The organism is Labilibaculum manganireducens (assembly GCF_963665805.2).
GTDB lineage: Bacteria > Bacteroidota > Bacteroidia > Bacteroidales > Marinifilaceae > Labilibaculum > Labilibaculum manganireducens.
In genome coordinates, this window is sequence record NZ_CAXXEE010000003.1 from 3,363,721 (window position 1) to 3,383,887 (window position 20,167).

Annotated in this window: 13 protein-coding genes; 5 read left to right on the top strand and 8 right to left on the bottom strand. The window is 34.6% G+C overall.

Going from position 1 to position 20,167, the window contains the following annotated elements:
• The first annotated feature begins 20 nt into the window (after window positions 1-20).
• Window positions 21-4,607, top strand: coding sequence for a translocation/assembly module TamB domain-containing protein (locus ACHZAX_RS13135; RefSeq protein WP_320019438.1), 4,587 nt, complete (start codon window positions 21-23; stop codon window positions 4,605-4,607).
• A 181-nt stretch (window positions 4,608-4,788) separates the two neighbouring features.
• On the opposite strand, the gene ACHZAX_RS13140 is transcribed toward ACHZAX_RS13135, so the two are convergent.
• From ACHZAX_RS13140 to argS, 6 genes are all read right to left on the bottom strand, one after another.
• Window positions 4,789-5,409 (bottom strand): CPBP family intramembrane glutamic endopeptidase, encoded by a 621-nt coding sequence (locus ACHZAX_RS13140; protein WP_320019439.1) that lies wholly within the window; start codon window positions 5,407-5,409, stop codon window positions 4,789-4,791.
• Between the two features lie 264 nt (window positions 5,410-5,673).
• Entirely contained in the window at window positions 5,674-6,036 is a 363-nt protein-coding gene (locus tag ACHZAX_RS13145; protein WP_101311091.1) for a hypothetical protein, read from the bottom strand.
• Complete coding sequence (locus ACHZAX_RS13150) at window positions 6,026-6,298, bottom strand: hypothetical protein (RefSeq protein WP_320019440.1); 273 nt, start codon at window positions 6,296-6,298, stop codon at window positions 6,026-6,028. The genes ACHZAX_RS13145 and ACHZAX_RS13150 overlap by 11 nt, the downstream gene beginning before the upstream one ends.
• A 144-nt stretch (window positions 6,299-6,442) precedes the next feature.
• On the bottom strand, window positions 6,443-7,324 hold the full coding sequence (locus tag ACHZAX_RS13155; protein ID WP_320019441.1) for a bifunctional 5,10-methylenetetrahydrofolate dehydrogenase/5,10-methenyltetrahydrofolate cyclohydrolase: 882 nt from the start codon (window positions 7,322-7,324) through the stop codon (window positions 6,443-6,445).
• 67 nt (window positions 7,325-7,391) lie between these two features.
• Entirely contained in the window at window positions 7,392-8,723 is a 1,332-nt protein-coding gene (gene ffh, locus ACHZAX_RS13160; RefSeq protein WP_101311093.1) for a signal recognition particle protein, read from the bottom strand.
• A gap of 193 nt (window positions 8,724-8,916) precedes the next feature.
• Window positions 8,917-10,710: an arginine--tRNA ligase gene (argS, locus tag ACHZAX_RS13165; protein ID WP_320019442.1), complete on the bottom strand. Its 1,794-nt coding sequence runs from the start codon at window positions 10,708-10,710 to the stop codon at window positions 8,917-8,919.
• Between the two features lie 391 nt (window positions 10,711-11,101).
• On the opposite strand from argS, the gene ACHZAX_RS13170 reads away from it, so the two are divergent.
• The 3 genes from ACHZAX_RS13170 to ACHZAX_RS13180 all read left to right on the top strand — a co-directional run bounded on the left by ACHZAX_RS13170 (window position 11,102) and on the right by ACHZAX_RS13180 (window position 15,559).
• A complete protein-coding gene (locus ACHZAX_RS13170) occupies window positions 11,102-14,080 on the top strand; it encodes a tetratricopeptide repeat protein (protein WP_320019443.1) in 2,979 nt (992 codons plus the stop codon).
• Between the two features lie 69 nt (window positions 14,081-14,149).
• The gene (locus ACHZAX_RS13175; protein WP_320019444.1) at window positions 14,150-15,142 is read left to right on the top strand and encodes an isoaspartyl peptidase/L-asparaginase family protein; all 993 of its coding nucleotides are present in this window, start codon (window positions 14,150-14,152) and stop codon (window positions 15,140-15,142) included.
• A 75-nt stretch (window positions 15,143-15,217) separates the two neighbouring features.
• Window positions 15,218-15,559, top strand: a complete 342-nt coding sequence (locus ACHZAX_RS13180) for an avidin/streptavidin family protein (protein ID WP_101311097.1) — start codon at window positions 15,218-15,220, stop codon at window positions 15,557-15,559.
• Between the two features lie 159 nt (window positions 15,560-15,718).
• Here the strand turns inward: ACHZAX_RS13180 and ACHZAX_RS13185 are convergent, their stop codons facing one another.
• Window positions 15,719-16,009, bottom strand: a complete 291-nt coding sequence (locus ACHZAX_RS13185) for a hypothetical protein (RefSeq protein ID WP_101311098.1) — start codon at window positions 16,007-16,009, stop codon at window positions 15,719-15,721.
• Between the two features lie 172 nt (window positions 16,010-16,181).
• Between ACHZAX_RS13185 and ACHZAX_RS13190 the strand changes: the two genes are divergently transcribed.
• Window positions 16,182-16,994 carry an aminotransferase class IV gene (locus ACHZAX_RS13190; protein ID WP_320019445.1) on the top strand — a complete coding sequence of 271 codons (813 nt, stop codon included), beginning with the start codon at window positions 16,182-16,184 and terminating at the stop codon, window positions 16,992-16,994.
• 5 nt (window positions 16,995-16,999) lie between these two features.
• On the opposite strand, the gene ACHZAX_RS13195 is transcribed toward ACHZAX_RS13190, so the two are convergent.
• The gene (locus ACHZAX_RS13195) at window positions 17,000-19,939 is read right to left on the bottom strand and encodes a sensor histidine kinase (protein WP_320019446.1); all 2,940 of its coding nucleotides are present in this window, start codon (window positions 19,937-19,939) and stop codon (window positions 17,000-17,002) included.
• Window positions 19,940-20,167: the final 228 nt, after the last annotated feature.

Genomic DNA, 20,167 nt, shown 5'->3' on the forward strand with positions numbered 1-20,167 from the left:
GAAATTAAATGATTGAAGGAATGAAACGATTTTTAAAAACAGCAGGTATTGCAAGTGCAGGAATAATTATTCTCCTGGCGATTCTGCTTTTTCTCCTTTCTACCGGACTTTTCAATAATTGGATTTCGGAAACTGTGTGCCGAATAGCCAATCAACAGCTAAATGCAGAGCTTACAATAGGAAAAATTGAAGGCAACCCTCTCTCCCATCTTATTGTAAAAAAAATTGACTTGGAACAAAACAAGAGTAAGCTGATAACTCTTGATGAACTGGAAATAAAATACAACATTTGGAAGATCGCAGTAAAAAAACTTGAAATTACATCTCTGAAATTAAACGGAACATCGGCTTTCCTGCAACAAGACAAGGATGATTTATGGAACCTTGAAAAACTGATTCCTGTTACAGAAAATTCAGAAGCTAAAGTTCCTTCGAATCCCTTTTCATGGGAAATAGAATTGGCAGATGTATCTACGAAGAATTTTGAGGCCAAAATCGTGGCGAATGACAGTACAAAATTAATTCCGCAGAATATAAAATTTGATGCTTCTCTCAGTTTCAAATTTGCAGCTGATTTTATGAATATTGATCTGCACAAACTTGAAGTAAGCACACAAAAACCATCTCTGGAAATTAAAGATTTACATTTTCAGGCAAGTGTAATTGATTCGGTATTTAGCTGGTCCAATTTTCAACTTCAACTTCCTAAATCAAAGCTTAACTCAAAAGGTTCGGTTCCTTTCAATCAACTGCTTGGTTCCGAAGTTTCTTTTCACGCAAACCCATTCGATTTTGAAGATGTAAACGAATGGATTCCTTCAATTTATGGTAAACCCAACATCAATCTGGAAATTTTCAAGACCGAAAATAACAGTCAGATAGACTTCTCCATAAAACAACAGAATCAGATTATTAAATTACTGGGGGAAATCAATGATAGTAACAGCTTGCCGGATTTTCATTTCACAATGGAAACCGACAGTATAAATGGAGAATACTGGACTCATAATGATGACCTTAAATCAAATATTAAAGGTGAACTTGAGCTTACAGGAACGGGGCTGGATTTTAAGGAAAACACAATTCACGCCACAGCTAAGTTTGCCGATTTAAAATACAAGACTTACGAATTAAATGATTTTATTCTGCTTGTTGATAAAAACAAAAATAAACTCGATGCAAAGGCAAGAGCAAAAACCATTTTTGGGAATTTAGATTCAAAAATCCATATTGAAAAGCTATTTGAATTGGCCAATTACAGTGCAGAACTAAAAATTGGAAATTTAGATTTAAGCAAACTAAGCAGGAATAAAAATCTAAAATCAAACATTAACATCGACCTAGAGGCATCCGGACAAGGTTTTACCCCTGGTGACCTGCAAACAAAACTTCATTTAAAATCGACAAAATCAGTCCTTTTTAATCAGCCAATCAAAAACTTAGATGCCAATATCCTCATCAATAAAAAAGAATATCTAATTAATGATTTCAGCTTTGAAGCGCCTTACTTAAAGGCAATTCTTTCGGGAAAGGGAAATAGTACCGAAAACAATCTTATTCATTTGGAGCTAAAATCAAAAAACCTAAATGCGCCTCTTATCGCCCTGGGCTTGAAACCCGTCGATTTTAACGGCGAAATTACAAGTGACTTATCCGGACCTTTTAATACTTTGGATTTTAGAAGCAATATCAATATCGTACATGCCGGAATCGACTCACTCGTTTTGCAAAATTTCAAAGCTAAGCTTCATTCGCGCTTTTCGGGGGATGAACTATTGGCAAATATGGATTCGGTCGGGAAAAAAGACACAAGTACAAATGCCTTTTTAAAAAACATCTATCTAAGTGCAAAAGCAAGTGCAGATTATATTACATTTGAAAAGTACTATATGGCGAATACGAACTTAACTTTTGAGAAAAACCAAGAAAACAGTAGTGGTAATATTACTTCCTCCACAGCTTTAGGAAATCTGAAAACCAAATTCTCTATTGAAAACCTGTTTTCGGTTCCCGCATATAAAATAAAAAGCAGCTTGAAAAATATTGATCTTTCCATGATCACAAAAAACAAAAAGTTCCGTTCCGATTTGAACTTCGAAATAGTTGCCACAGGGAAAGGGATTCAACCCAAATCCATGAATGCTGATCTGGAAATTCAATCAAACGGATCATCTATATTTGATTTGCCTATTGAAAAATTCAAAGCAAAAATAAACTACAATAAAGGAGAATATCAGGTAAATGGATTTCATATAGAAACGCCCTTTGCTTTCGCCGGTTTAACGGGCAAAGGAAACTGGAAAAAGAACAATCAGCTCAAATTAAATATAAAAACTACAGACATTCAGCAGCTCATCTCTGCCTTAGAAACAGACAAATTACAACTTGTTGGACAACTAAAAGCTGAAATTAAAGGTCCGGCCGATTCTCTGCAAATATCCTCTTCGGTGAATGTAACTGAATTGAAACTCGATACCATCAGCATCAACAAAATAACAGCTGATGCTGAAATCCATTTTGCAGATTCAACATATTCCGGATTCATGAACCTTTTGGTGAGCGACTCTAAAATGCAGGATTTTAATCTTCAGGAACTTCATTTTAAAAGTAAGTTCAATCAGCAGAAAGCGGTTAATTCGTTCGCCTTTTTTGCCAGCGATTCTTTACATGGTAAAATTTTATCCGAACTAAAAATCAATAATAACCCCAGCATTTCCTTTCAGGATATACAATTAAATTTAAACAATCAGATTTGGAAGGGAGGCAACGATTCCAACTACATTAAATTTAGGCAGGATTCTATTGAAATACACCAATTTGAACTTAGCTCGCAGCAAAGTGCATTAAAAGCAAATGGAATATTTGCTTTTAATGGAACTGAAGATCTGCATGTTGAAATTCAGAATCTAAACCTGATCAACATTTCAGAACTACATTTTTTGCCCTATCAGATATCAGGAAAAGTGAATGCTTTTCTCGACATTGCCGGAACAGCAAACAAACCAATTATTAAATCTATTCTCACTATTGATCATCCGGAAGTTGACAGCCTGCGATTTAGCAAATTCCAATCTGATATCAACTATACAAACGAAAAACTTCGTTTTGAGACATATCTTGATGGCTATTCCTCACGACTTATCAACGCAGAATTTGAACTCCCTCTGCACTTTTCATTTACTGAAAAGTTTCTGCTTCCCAAGGAAGACAATCCCATCCATGCCATTGTAAAAATCGATCAACTCGATATCAATAAATTCAATCGTTTTATTCCAACAACAGGAATTGAAGCTAAAGGTTTCCTAAGCATGCAACTCAATATTGATAACACCATTAACAATCCTCACATTAGTGGTTATCTAAATTTTGGCAAGGGTGCTTTTCAATATAAAAAACTGGGAATGGATTACGATGATATCGAAATGCGCAGCCGCCTGGCAAACAACTATTTTTATCTCGACAGCCTTCTCATAAATTCCGGAAAAGGAAAATTGCAACTGAAAGGATTGGCTGAAATGAAATCACTGATTGATACAGAACTAAAAAGCATTAATCTGGATGTAAAAGGGGAAAACTTCAAGGCTTTCGACTCCGAATTAATAAAGGCTGTTATCAATACAAATCTTAGCCTGAATGGTTCGCCCGAAAACCCTACCTTCAAAGGAAAAGTAACAATTTTAAACTCAAGCCTAAATACCGATATATTCCTAAAAGAATTCAATCGTGTTTATGATGATTCCAACCAACCACTCTTGGTTACTGCACGGAAAAATGCAGAAAATGAAGAAATAAAGTACACTATAAAAAAGAATTCAGCGCAAAAAGATCCACCTTCAATTTATAAAAAACTGGAGGGGAATTTCGACATCGAAATCCCTGGAAACACCTGGATAAAAGGCAAAAACATGAATTTTGAACTGGCCGGAAATCTACAAGCGATAAAAGAAGGTGAACAGATAGACATTTTCGGAACTATGAACGTAAAAAGAGGATTTTATAAAATTTACGGACGAAGACTTGAATTTGAAGAAGGTGAAATCACCTTAACAGGTGGAGCAACTCTAAATCCGATTGTCAATTTCAAAGTTGCCTACAAATTCCGCGATCCGGATAATCAATTGCGAAAACTTAGCGTAAATGTAACCGGACGAATTAATAAACCGAAAGTCAAATTTTTTCTTGACGATACCTCCATCGAAGAAAAAGACGCCATTTCTTATCTGATATTCAACAAAAGCACGAACCAACTTGATACAAGAGAAAATACATCAATGAAGAGTAGTAATATGGACATCGCTAAGGATTTTGCAATCGGCCAATTCTCGAATGTACTTAAGGATGCCTTACAATCGTCACTTGGTTTGGATGTGATTGAAATTTCGGGGAAAAGTGGTTGGACGCAAGGCAGTGTATCGGTTGGTAAATACATAACAAACAATTTGTACCTGAATTACGAACGAACATTTGCCATCGATAAAAAGGATAAAATTATTGAACCTGAAAAAATTTCAATGGAATATCAATTTTACCGCTCTCTTTTTTTACAGGCGACCAATCAGAGTGCGAATTCCGGTTTTGATTTCATTATCAAATGGACCTGGAAATAATACCAAATTAACATCAAAACATGCCTTATAAAATGTTTCTTTTCAGCTATATCTTCGTTAAAAAAGATGCATCATAACATGGCTATGCTTTACTTTTTTGCCTCGATACAGCTAAAATTAATTCATTTTATTTAAAGTCTATTTTGAAATTAAATTGGTATAAGTTGTAATTCCAAACCTGTTAATTCGGTAAATAAAAATAAATACCCAAGCCATTTGTAAATAGAATATTTCCATACAAAGAATGCTCCAAAAAAACTGCGTTTAACGATTTGTTGCGAAGGTAGGTAAAGGAAAAAATAAGACTGCCAACAAAGGTAAAAATCAAAGCCATCCAGTTTCTAAAAATAATGTGAGCCATGGAAAAACAAATCGCATTTATCAACAGCATTACCAGCGGATTTCTAAAAAGAAGTTTATACCGATAAAAAAAGAATGCCCGGTAAATGAATTCCTGTGTGTATGCTGACCAAATAGGATAAGTGAAAATTACAGCAAGCCAAATCCAAAAATTATTCCTCGGAAGGTAAAAAAACACATCTCCCCTAAAAATATAAACCCAGATTGATGTAATAAACAGTAATACAAATCCTTTCAATAAAATTTCCTGCCATGGATAGTCACGCTTAATTCGAAAAATACCGCGGTCAAAATTTTTATCCCTAAAAACAATAAAGAGACAATAGAGAAATACAATAACCAGAGGCACAGCTTTATGAACCGGTATAAGCTCGTAAAAATACAAGACAGGAAGTACCAGAAACATAAAAATCATTTCTAACCACAGGTATAATTTCTTCATCTCACCACCCACTAAAAATTTGAAAACAATAGAAAACCAATTGAAATAAGGAGGACTCCTTATTAAGACTCGTTCTACTTAATTTACAATTTTTAGATGGATTTTGTTTCAAAAACTTTGGTGAAATTTAGGAACGGAGGATTTTTATTGACTAACGAAATAATAGGGTTAATAAATCCATAAAAATGATGATAAAAAGCCTTTTTTAATTGATTTATCTTACTCAAAAATAGACAAATACCTACAACTCGTTACAACGCCCAGCTAGAATTCTTTTCTTTGCGCTTTTCTTGCAGCAATAATTAGTAAATAACCCGCAATTACCGGTCCGTAAGACACAAAATAATATCCCTTCATGTCGAACCAATGGAAATAGGTTCCCAGAGTAATGATACCACCAATTATCATTAGAGTCCATCCTATCAGGCGTAATTCACGAGCCTTAAACTTCCCTTTCTTCTTCACTTCTCCCCTCAGCATCCGATCATCAATTGCGCGGACAATATCCTTGATCAAATCTTCTTCGATATTCTTTCCTGCTAATTCTTTACGGATTTGGGAAAAATCCATTCCCTCTATTTTCTTTTGGTGATACAAATCAACCAACTCTTTAAAGTTATTTTCCATAATTCAATTGTGCTATTCGTTCAACAAAACTAGCTACAATTGAACACATATTCAAAACAGTACCGGTAAATCTTTCAAGCATTAAGTAAAAACCAATCATAAACACAAGAGCAATACAAACTACAATACGACCTATCACCATATAACCAGAATATATCACCATACAAAGTGAACCTACTACCAAACGACTGGAACATATCACCATAAGAATGGAACCTATCACCATATGAACGGAATCTATCATCGTATAACTGGAATTCATTATCATAGAACTTGAATTCATCACCACATAACGTGAATACAGCTCCGGTAAACTAAACCATTTAAAGAGTAAAAACGATTCCCATTAAAAAACAGGCTTCCCGAATAGGGAAGCCTGTGATGTATCTGATCAAAAATATTTGTTCTATTTATAAATTGCCTTTTTAGCAGCAAGCAAAGTATTCTGTAATAAGGAAACAATCGTCATTGGACCAACACCACCCGGAACAGGAGTTATGAAGGATGCTTTAGGAGCAACCTCATCAAACTTCACATCACCTAACAGCTTCCAGCCCGACTTTGTTTTATCAGATTTTACCCGGTGAATTCCAACGTCGATAATCACAGCACCTTCTTTCACCATATCGCCTGTTAAAAACTCTTTCATTCCCAAAGCAACTATAACGATATCCGCCTGACGGGTAATTTCCGCAATGTTCTTTGTTCGGCTGTGGCAAAGAGTAACTGTACAATCGCCATACTCGGCTTTACGCGACATTAAAACACTCATTGGAGTACCTACAATGTTGCTTCGACCAATAACAACACAATTTTTACCTGATGTTTGAATTTTATATCTCTTCATCAACTCAACAATTCCTGCCGGAGTTGCCGGCAAATAGGTTGGCAGGCTCGACACCATTTTACCAACATTCATAGGATGAAATCCATCAACATCTTTTTCGGGACGTATGGTTTCAATCACTTTCGATTCTGAAATATGCTTAGGCAATGGCAATTGAACAATCAATCCATCGATATCATCATTATCATTCACTTTTCTAATTTCTGCAAGCAATTCTTCCTCGGTAATGCCCTCTTCGAAACGAAACTCTGAAGATTTAAAACCTACCATATGACAAGCTTTCACTTTTGCAGCCACATAAGTTTCACTGGCTCCGTCGTGTCCAACAATCATAGCAGCCAAATGAGGAGTTTTTCCACCAGCCTTTTTGATTATTTCTACTTCGGCAGCAATTTCCTGCTTCACCTCTGCTGAGATTTTTTTTCCGTCGATTAATTCCATGGTCGTATCGTTTTGCGGTATAAAAAATGCCTGACCAAGCGGCCAAGCATTTCTATTTGTAAGTTTATTATCTTCGGCCTCCCATATTCCCCATCATTCGGGACATGTTTCCGCCTTTTGTCATCATTTTCATTAATTTTCGCGTTTCATCGAATTGTTTGATTAAACGATTCACGTCCTGAATGGTAGAACCACTACCATCGGCAATTCTCTTTCTTCTTGATCCGTTAATTAATGCCGGATCTTCTCTCTCTGCCGGAGTCATCGAAAATATAATTGCTTCAACACCTTTAAAAGCATCATCATCGATATCAACATTCTTAAGTGCTTTTCCAACACCAGGAATCATAGATGCCAAATCTTTCAGATTACCCATTTTCTTGATCTGCGAAATCTGAGACAGGAAATCGTTGAAGTTAAATTGGTTCTTGGCGATTTTCTTCTGAAGTTTTCTAGCTTCGTCAGCATCAAATTGATCCTGGGCACGTTCTACAAGTGAAACAATATCACCCATACCCAAAATACGATCGGCCATACGACTGGGATGGAAAACATCAAGAGCTTCCATTTTCTCTCCCGTACCAACAAATTTGATTGGTTTGTTAACAATTGAACGAATTGAAAGCGCAGCTCCACCACGTGTATCACCATCCAATTTTGTTAAAACAACACCATCAAAATCCAAACGCTCGTTAAATTCTTTGGCTGTATTCACCGCATCCTGACCGGTCATGGAATCAACAACAAACAGAATCTCGGAAGGATCAATGGCTTTTTTAACCGCCTCAATTTCCTTCATCATTTCTTCATCGATAGCCAAACGACCAGCTGTATCGACAATCACCAAATCGTTTCCGTTTGCTTTTGCCTGCTTAATGGCATCCTGAGCAATCTTAACAGGGTTCTTACTCTCAATATCCGTATATACAGGAACTCCAATTTGTTCTCCTAATACTTTCAGCTGTTCGATCGCTGCAGGACGATATACATCGCAAGCAACCAACAATGGATTCTTAGAACGTTTTGTTTTTAGAAGATTTGCCAGTTTACCTGAAAAGGTGGTTTTACCCGACCCCTGCAAACCAGCAATTAATATTACGGCAGGTTTTCCCTGAATATTTATATCAACCTGTGTACTCCCCATTAATTCAGCCAGCTCATCGTGAACAATTTTCACCATTAACTGATTTGGTTTTAATGCGGTTAGTACATTCTGTCCTAATGCTTTTTCTTTTACTGTATTGGTAAAGGACTTGGCTATACTAAAGTTTACATCGGCATCCAAAAGGGCACGTCTCACATCTTTCAATGTTTCTGCTACATTGATTTCAGTAATTTTTCCTTGCCCCTTTAATATCTGGAAGGATCGCTCAAGTCGTTCGTTAAGATTTTCAAACATTATTATACAGATTTATATTTCACTGCAAAATTAAAAAAATCTGCTTAGCGATAAAGACTATGCGATAGAAATGTCGATAATTTTATCAATGATTTTTCATTTTCGTTAGAAATAGTATTAAAACAACACTTTTAAAATAAAAAAAGAGCGAATTCCAAAAATGAAATTCGCTCTCTCAATAATAAATATATTTTTACATTCTTTCAGGAACACCAATTCCTAACAATTCCATTCCACTTTTTATAACCTGTGCAACCTGCTTAGAAAGAACCATTCGGAAGGCTCTTAATTCAACATTGTCCTCTTTAGAAATTGGAAAATCGTGATAAAACTGGTTGTATTCTTTCACCAAATCATATACGTAATTTGCAATTTGTGCAGGGCTTGTTGTATCACCGGCTTCTTTAATGATAACCGGATAGTTGGCAATCATTTGAATTAAATTTGATTCCTTCTCAGAAATTTCAATAGCTGCATTTGCGCATTCAGGAAATTCAATTCCTTCATCAACAGTCTTTTTCAAAACCGATTGAATACGAGCATATGTATACTGAATAAATGGTCCTGTATTTCCGTTAAAATCAATTGATTCTTTAGGATTAAACATCATATTCTTTTTAGGATCGACCTTAAGAATAAAATATTTTAATGCTCCCATAGCAACTTTATTATACACATCCTCAGCCTCTTCTGTAGAATATCCCTGAAGCTTACCCAATTCGTTTGAAGTGTCGCGGGCTGTATTTACCATTTCATCCATTAACTCATCTGCGTCAACAACAGTTCCTTCACGGGATTTCATTTTTCCTTCAGGCAATTCGACCATACCGTATGAAAGGTGCTGAATTTTATTACTCCACTCGTATCCCAGTTTACCTAAAACCAGCGACAACACCTGGAAATGATAATTTTGTTCATTACCTACAACATAAATATGCTCATCAATACTGAATTCATTGAATCGTTCGTAAGCTGTCCCAATATCCTGTGTCATATAAACAGAGGTTCCATCATCACGTAACAGTAGTTTATGATCCAATCCGTCTGCCTCAAGGTTAGCCCAAACAGAACCGGTATCTTTACGGTACAAAACTCCTTCTTCCAAGCCTCTTTCAACAATTGCTTTTCCCTGCTTATAAGTCTCCGATTCGAAATAAACCTTATCGAAATCAACCCCCATTTTTTGATAGGTAACATCGAATCCAGCTAAAACCCAGTCGTTCATCTTTCTCCATAAAGCAACAACTTCCTTGTCGCCCGCTTCCCATTTCACCAACATTTCCTGAGCTTCCAACAACAACGGAGCTTGTTTTTTAGCTTCGTCAGCATCCATTCCGTTGGCTGCTAAAGCTTCAATTTCTTTTTTGTATTCCTGATCGAATTTCACATAGTATTTTCCAACCAAATGATCTCCTTTTAAACCTGTTGATTCAGGAGTTTCCCCTTCGCCAAAACGCAGCCAGGCAAGCATCGATTTGCAGATATGAATGCCACGGTCGTTCACCAAATTTACTTTGATTACTTCGTAACCATTCGCTTTTAAAATTTGAGCAACAGAATACCCCAATAAATTATTACGAATGTGCCCCAAATGCAATGGCTTATTTGTATTTGGTGAAGAATACTCGATCATCACTTTTTTAGCACCGGCCTCTAACTTTTTAAAGCCATAGTTTTCCGATTGAAAAGCAGTATTCAACACTGATATCCAATAAGAACTGTCAATAACCAAATTCAAAAATCCTTTTACAACATTAAAAGCTGTTACAGCGTCAATATTTTCCTGAAGAAAAACACCAAGATCATTGGCTGTAGCTTCCGGTGATTTTTTTGAAAAGCGCAAAAAAGGAAATACAACTACAGTTAAATCACCTTCAAATTCACGTCTTGTTTTTTGAATCTGAACTGTTTCATTATCAATTTCCTGACCATAACAACTATTTACGGCCTCTACAACCTTACCTTTTATAATGCTTTCAATACTCATCTGAAAATTCTTTATTTCGAATTCAACTATTTACAAACTATATGTCTTATCAGATCAAAAAGGTCTTTTAGCCAGTCTGGATTTTCCATTCATTAACCGCCCAAAAAAGTACCCCATAATCCGAATGTGCAAAGATAATACGAATAAAATAAATAGTTCCCTACATTTAGAAAAAAGTCATTCATGACCTTGTTTATGGAATCCCTCAAATAGCCTCATCTATTTAACTTCTGATAAAGCAACATTACTTACCTTTGAAAAATTACAAAACCTTGTTTATTTTTAATTTGATATTTTCTAACTCTTTATTAAATTAAATAGAAATAAAAACAACAAAAACATTCATTTTAAGTTATAACAGTTAATTGCACAAATTCTTAAGCCCAAAAGAATGAAAAACATTCTCCTTCTTCTATTTTCATTAATTACCGCCTTTCACGTCACAGCAACCGTCCAATCAGAAAGAATAGACTTTACAATAAAAAACGCAAATCTTGATCGCGTAATCGAAATTGCCCAATCCTACTTCAATTCAAATAATGCTGAAGCTTTAAGATTAAGCTTGCAGGCCGCTGAAAAAGCACTTGAATTTGAGAACATGAAACAATACGCGATCGCGAATGAATTATTGGGGAGAATATATTTGTATCAGGGAGAATTGAAAAATGCCGAAACATGTATTGATATTTCTCTTGAATATTGGAAAAGCATGAGAGACACTCTGAAAATGAGTTTTTGCTATGGTTATTTAGGCGATTTAAACTATTCAACATGTAACTATGATACCGCAAAATTGTTTTATCAAAAAGGATTTGAATTAAAAAAACTAACCCAGGACAGTATTAATTTCAGTTTTAGCTACAACGCCATTGGCAATATAAAATTAGAAAACTGCAGATACGATGAAGCATTAAAAAATTACCGTAAGGCATTGGAGCTGAATATACGCTTTAAGAACAATTCCGGCATTTGCTACACTCACAATGCATTGGGAAATGCTTATTTTGAAATTAATGATCTGGAATCATCAAAAAAACATTTCGAAAAAGCGCTGGAAATTGGCAAAGAAAATCATCTCGACAAAAATATTGCATATACTTTAAACCATCTGGCAAAACTGCACAACAGATTAAGCAATAGAACTACAGCCATTGATCTATACAATGAGTCGTTACAAATCAGCAAAAAACTATTATCGAAAAATGGAATAGGACTGTCTTACATGGGAATTGGAGAGGTCTATCAAACCCTCATGCAGAATGACAAAGCTTTAGAATATCTGCATAAAGCATTAAAGCTTTTTGAAGAGCTTGGATCTCAAAAAAATATTGCGAATTGCTACTTAAACATTGGTATGGTTTTATATGAAATGAAAGATCACACCATCGCTCGGGAAAAGTTTCAAAAATCAATAGAAATAAACGAACAAATCGGATATTTAAAAGGAAGCGCCAATGCTTATCGCAAAATAGGGAATACCTATTACCAAGAAAAAAATTACCCTCTTAGTCTTTCCAACTATAATAAATCGCTTTCCATTCAAAGAAAAATAGGCAACTTAAAAGGAATCGCATCCTGTTATACAAATATTGGTTTAATTCATGTAAAAAGAGATAGTTTGGCGTTAGCCCTGGATGTTTTCAATAAGGCAATTGTTATTAATATGGGGATTAATAATATTGGCGGAGTTGCATCAACTTACAATAATTTGGGTGAATTATATAAGACTAAAAACAACCACAAACTGGCAATTCAATATCTGTTAAAAAGCTTTGATATAGCCTCTGAAATTGACCGGAAAACACTCATGGCTGAGTGTGCAAAAAATTTATCAGAGATTTATTCTTCGGATAAAAATTATAAACAATCCTTGCACTATCATCAATTGTATTTCGATTTGTACAACCAAATGTACAATGCACAAATGGAAAATAGAATTGGTTGGATTCAGATGCAAAACGAAAGAGAAAAACGAGTAACTCTGGAAAAAATTTTCGCCAATGAAAAATCAATCGAAAAAGAAAAATTAAATAAGCAATCCCTTATCAATTCATTTTTAATAGTAATTGTTGTTCTCATTCTGCTCTCAATAACATTAATTTACAGCCTATATCTTGCTGTAAAAAAGGCAAATAAGAAATTAACCAACGAAATTACGGTACGGAAAAAAGCAGAATTACAGCTAGAGGAGAATCATCGAAATCTTGAGAATCTCGTAAAAATACGGACGATTGAATTAATTAAAGCAAAAGAAAAAGCAGAACAATCGGATCAATTAAAATCCTCCTTTTTAGCGAATATGTCTCATGAAATTAGAACTCCAATGAATGCTATTATTGGGTTTTCTAAACTGCTGACGATGACCAATTCTTCAAAAAAACAAAACCATTACACTTCAATTATTTATGAGAACGGACATGTTTTACTCACTCTTGTCAACGATATCATGGATATTTCGATGATTGAATCAAAGCAGTTGAAAATTAAAAAATCCAGTTTCAAGGTTTATCCAATGCTCGAAGAATTAAAAAGCATTTTCGATGAACTTAAATATGCTGACAAAAAGAATCATATTGAATTTACCATTCACTACAATGATATACCTACAGATCTGACAATTACCTCCGACCGGGTTCGAATAAAACAAATTCTGATAAACCTCCTGCGAAACGCGTTAAAATTCACAAAATCGGGTCATATTGATTTTGGAGTCGAATTAATTGAAAACAAAATACGCTTCTTTATTAACGACTCAGGCATTGGTATTCCGTACGAAGATCAATCTTTAATTTATGATCGATTTAGACAGGCAAGTAATAATTCTGCAGAGCACGGAGGTACAGGTCTGGGACTAACAATTTCAAAGAGTTTGGTTGAATTACTAAATGGTAATATTTGGTTTACGTCGAAACCGAATGTAGGAAGCCAATTTTATGTCGATCTTCCTTTCCAATCAAATCCCATTAAGATAAATTCCGAAACTTCAGAAGACGGTAAGGAAGCAGATTTTACCGGAAAAAAAATATTAGTAGCAGAAGATAAAAAATCAAATTTTCTTTACATTAAAGAAGTACTCCGAAAGACAAATGCAGAAGTAACCTGGACAAAAGATGGGGCTGAAACTGTTGAGCAGTTTAAATTAAATCATTTTGACTTGGTATTGATGGACATTCAATTACCAAAAATTGACGGATACGAGGTTACTAAGAAAATAAAGCTGCAAAACCCACATGTGCCCGTAATTGTTCAAACTAAATTTAACCATCAGGATGAAGAACAAAAACGTTCAGGATCTGGCTTTGATGGCTTCATAATAAAACCCTATACCGGGAGTGAACTTCTTCGTATCATATCACAGAATTTATCTTAAAATGTTCTTTCCCAACTCTCAAATGCTTGATCTCAACCATTATTATTTTTGATAAAAAAAATCTGCACCATGAAAAAAGCAATTTTACCATTATTTATTATCATCACTCTAATAGTAAGCAGTTTTATTTTATATCCTGATGTAGAAAACAAATCTGATTATGCAATTGTAATTCATGGCGGAGCCGGAACTATACTGCGTAAAAATTTCACTCCTGAAAAGGAAACACAGTATAAAAAAGTACTTCAAGAGGCTCTCCAAATTGGTGATTCCATATTAAGAAATGGCGGAAGCAGCCTTGATGCGGTTGAAAAAACAATTCGTATCCTGGAAAACTCGCCCCTGTTTAATGCTGGTAAAGGTGCAGTATTTACCAATTCCGGAAAGAACGAACTTGATGCCTCAATTATGTGGGGAAAAGATTTAAACGCAGGAGCAGTAGCTGGCGTTGATGATATAAAAAATCCTATTAGCGCAGCCAGAGAAGTCATGGAAAATTCAGAGCATGTAATGCTGAGCGGCCACGGCGCTTCTGAATTTGCTAAAATGCAAGGTCTGGAAATAGTTGACCAGAGTTATTTTTTCACACAAAACAGATGGGATCACCTGCAGGAGATCCTTAAAAAAGAGAAAGAAATGACTCCGGAAGATCATCACGGTACAGTTGGATGCGTAGCTTTGGATAAAGATGGAAATCTGGCGGCCGGAACGTCTACGGGAGGTATGACAAATAAGCGTTTCGGGCGTATAGGAGACTCTCCTATTATTGGTGCAGGTACTTATGCCAACAATGCAAGCTGTGCAATTTCATGCACTGGTCACGGCGAATTTTTTATCCGATTAGGTGTTGCTAAAGATATTTCATCCATGATGGAATACCAAAATATTAGTTTGGAAGAGGCCAGCAACAAAGTTATTGATAAATTGACTAAAATTGGAGGAACCGGTGGAATAATCGGCCTTGATAAAAACGGCAATATTGTAATGAAAATGAATACAGATGGTATGTACAGAGCTTATTCCAATTCAAAAGGGGAAACTGAGGTATTGATCTATAAATGAGAATAATTTATTTTGCGAAATGAATATTTCAAGCTAAATTAAACTTAGTCAACAATCACAAAAAAAAATTAAGCTATGAAGATAAACCTTAACGGAAAATGGAAAAATCAGTACAATTCAGAAATGGATCTAACTGTTACAGAAAATCTTGTAAGCGGAACATTTCAAACTGCAATAGGGCAACCCAAATTCGAAGAGAAATTTGAAATTACAGGAAAAATCAATGCTAATGTGATTGCATTTATGGTAGATTTTGAAAAGTACGGATCTTTGGCTTGTTGGACAGGTCGTTTTGAACTGGACGAATCCGGACCTGTAATTCACACCATGTGGCATTTGTCACAAAGTGAAGGTGGTGAAGAAGAACAGCTTGCCAAAGCAATTCTTACAGGAGTGGGAACTTTCAGAAAACCATAGGTATAAATTAAGAGAGTGTCCGAAAAGTAAAGTTTCCCTTGGAAATGTCATGTTGAGCGAAGTCGAAACATCTGTTATTCAAACATAAAGATTCTTCGGCAAGCTCAGAATGACAATAAAATTGAACTTTTCGGACACCCTCTTATTCATGTATCTTAATTAGACTGCAACATCTAAATTATCAATTTTACCAAGTAAGTCATGTGTTGAATCTAACAAATCATCGTATATGGATTTATAATGATTCTTGATTTCTTTTGCTGTTTTACCACTTAATTTTTGATTAATACGTGCAATATATTCATTTCGTGACGCTGCCGCCTCATTCATGATAACATACACGTCTTCTGAATTTTCACGTCCAAAGAAATTCAAATGAATGATACCTCTCATTAATATCTCGTTTGTTAGGAAATTTATGTCTTTTTTAAAATTTCTTCTGCTTGCCATAATTAAAATTTTAGATTTTGATGATTGCTAAATTACTAAAAATACCAAGAGTATGCATTCCAAAATTTATAATTCACACACATATTTTATAATCTTTAAATCATTGCAATTGGTGAGTAAAAAAAGTTTATTTGTAGTTGTAAATCTACATTAAGAACAGAGGTTGTTGATTATGAGCGAGTGTTTCCATTATATTTTTCTGAAAAATGAAAAAGCAAAACCTGCTAAAGATTTTAATGATAAAATCTTTTTGCGGGGAATAAGCCTGTATGAAGTTATTCGGGTCGTTTCCGGGAGAGCTTTATTTCTTGAATCACATTTTCAACGATTAACAAATTCAGCGGCTTGCCTTGAACAGAACCTTTGGTTAAGCCTGAATCAAATTAAAGAAAGTATTTCCAATTTAATTGCATTGAACGATTCCCAAAACGGCAATATCAAATTAGTATTTCATATCGACGGTGAAAATGAAACTTTTCTGGCCTATTTTATTCAGCATTATTATCCCAGCGAAGATCAGTATAAAAATGGTGTTAGAACTCTTGTTCATCAGGCTGACCGACCAAAACCAAATGCTAAAGTATACAACCACTCCCTTCGTTCTACAACCAATGATTTAATTAAAGAAGCTGAAATTTTTGAAGTACTGCTCCTAAACTCTATGGGAAACATTACTGAAGGGAGCAGATCTAATCTTTTTTTTATTAAGAACAATGAGTTGCACACTGCTTTAGATACAGATGTTTTACACGGAATTATTCGTAGTAAAGTAATTGAAGCTGCTGAAGAACTTAAAATTCCTATTCAAAAACACTCTATTCAATATGATGATTTACCAAGTTTTGAGGCTGCCTTTTTAACTGGCACATCGTTACAGATTTTACCAATAAAAAGAATCAATTCAATTAGTTACTCAAGCTCCCATGAGATTATTGGCAGGTTATCTGAAGTTCTTCGTACTAAAATCAGTGAATATTTAAAGTAAATATCCTATTGTTTAGGAAATCCTATCACCACTTTAGTTCCACTTGGAAATCCTTTTTCATCTGTCAAGTCTTCAATAAAATATTCATATACCCGACCATTACTCAGAACTTTATTCAATAATTTAATTCTATCCTGTGTAATAATCATTGTTTTATGATGGACTTTAATATTCGAATCCTCGTGCAGGTCTTTGGCCTTTTTGCGCCCGACACCATTATCTTTAATAATACATTTTAAATAACCATCCTGTTCAATCTCAAAATTCACATCAAGATTTCCCTTTGTCTCCGATGCTGCAAACCCATATCTTATTGCATTTTCCAAAAATGGTTGTATCAGCATTGGCGGCAATTTAGACTTAAAAGGATTAATTGCTGTATTTACACTTATTTTGTATGAAAATTTATTAGAAAAACGCATTTGCTCCAACTTCAAATAAAGTTGTAAATAATCAATTTCATCCGATAAAGAAATAAAATCCTTATTTGCACTTTCAATCTTCTTTCGCAGCACATTCGAAAAATCTGAAAGATATTCCAGAGCACTCTCTTTTTGCTCTTCCAAAATATAACTCTGTATTGAATTTAAAGAATTAAAAATAAAATGCGGATCCAACTGATTTTGCAACGATTTCATTTTCAATCCTATAACTCTATTCAATTGTTTAATCCTTGTCTTTTCTCTTTTTCTAATAAAATACGTATAACCCCACATGGCGACATAAACAAGTCCTCCAAAAATCAAGCTCAACAATATAATGAACCACCACATTTTCCACCACGGAGTCTTTACAATAATATCAAAAGAAAAAGGAATAATAACACCTTCGCTTAAGTGTTTTCCTTCCACTTTTAGAGTGTAATTACCACTTGGCAAATGAGAAAATACAGCATCTGAGGAAGGACTCCAATTTGACCATTTCTCATCAAATCCATCTAATAAATATCTGAACCTAACATTCGATATATTCTGGCAAAAATCTATTCCAAACGTAAAAGCTAAATCATTCTCATCATAATTTAATTCAATTGGTGAAATTGGTGAATTAGTCCATTCATCTGCCTGTGAACTATCAGGCATCCAATCTTCACCATGGATCCTAATTGAAGTAAGACTAATTTTATCCTCAAAATGCTTTCTTTTGCCAGTATTTGTCTCTATTTTTAATAGTCTATTCTTTGTCTTTAGCCAAATATCCTGATTCTTATCAATAATTGACTGTTCTCCGGTTTGGTCTAAATACCCATCTTTCGAGTTCCAGAATTTAAATTTTAAATTTGAATTTTTCAGCCATGAATTGTACTCAAAACGATGTACCCCCAGATTCGTTCCGCACCACAATGAGCCATCCTTTAAATATTGGATTCCTTGAATTGATGTCCCTACTAATCCATCCAAATCTGTAATGGAGTCAATAACAACTAAGCTATTCGATTTACTTTTCATTTTGTAAATCAAACCATTATTTCCACCGGCAATTATGGTAGAATCCGGCAATACCAGTATGTCATTTAATACATTGTGAATATTTGAATTCTTTCTGTTAAAAATCCTAAATTCATTATTCTTAAATTGAATAATACCTTTCTGTCGGGTTGAGATCCATATCGAAGAATTCTTCGCAACCATTTTACTAACACCAATGCCGGCCGACTTCGGAAATTTCAATATTGGTTTTTGTGAATCCAATCCGCTTTTAGAATAAAACTTAAATTGATTCTGCCAGAAACAAAGTAAATCGTCATCTTCTGTAAACACAAAATTCTCAGCTGGAGTAATTCCAATATATTTTAATTGACAGCTATTTGTGCTAAAGGTGTAAAAACCTCTGTTTGTTGATATCCAAACCAGTTCGTGCTTGTCTGTACCTAATTTATAAATCGAGAAATCTTTAGGACACTTAAATTCCACGCTAGCCAGAGAACAGAAATCTTTAACCAATAACCGGTGTTGAACCTGAGAATTTTTAAGGATACTAATTTCATTTTTGCTTGCCACAATTATATTTCCTCTGCAATCACAAATCAAATCCTGCAAAAGAATATTTTTAAATCCCAACAGATCAGAATCCAGGTAGGTAAACTTTGAATTTTGCAATTGAATTAAACCGTGGTTATGCGTGCCAATCCATAAATCGTCGTATCCTTTTCTTAAAAAAATGGAATGAATAACGTACTCATCCAACATTTTCTCTGCAGATAAATCGGATAATAAATCGCCACGAAGTCTTATCAATTTTTGTTTCTGTATCTCTTTTTCAAAATATCTCAACAAATAAAAGTCTTGGGTTTCATTCCCTTCAGCTTCAATAACATCACAAACTAATTTCTTTTTTTCTTTCGTTTTAAGAGTAAACGGTTTACCCGATTCCAGAAGATTCTTTAGCTCAATACTATTGTTTTGATAACCAATTTCAACTACGGGTAAATTTGGTTCGGTATGGTATTCCCGAACCTTTTCCGATTCCATTTCAAATTCAACATTCTCTTTTTGAGAGGCACTGTTCGCAACCAATTTATTTTGAAATTGTCGAATCTTAAAAACTGGCTTTTTCCATAAATTACCAACATGTTTCAATTTGGAGTTTTGCTCTTTGTATACAAATACCCCTTCTGATGATCCAAGAATTATATGATCACTTGCAGCGTTTTTCACAAGACACGCAATACCGCTCTCTTCTGCTACGGAATCCAACTGAAAAATTGAAAGTTTCTTACCATCAAATTTACAAAGGCCAACACCTTGTGCCGAAAACCATAAATTCCCTTTTTCGTCTTCACAAATTGAGTTAATTCTTTCTCCCTGCAGTCTTGAAAGTTCTTTCCGAAACTTAATCTCTTCACCAATAAATTCAAACAGTCCTGCATCCGTAGCAAGCCAAACCAACCCTCTTGAATCTTCGAAAATATCAAAAACAATATTACTGGGAAGTCCATCAGCCATTGAAAAGTTCCTTGTTGATTGCAAATATGCTTTTACACACATTGGCATCCCAACAAAAAATAATATGATCAAAAATAATACTCTTCGGATAAAAATCATTCTGCAATAATAGTAAATAAGAATAAATTAAAAATGTGTCAAATGTGCCAAATGCGTCAAGTGTTATTAACAACTACTTATTTACTGAAAAATTGCATTAACATACTCGAATAATTACTGCTCAGTATA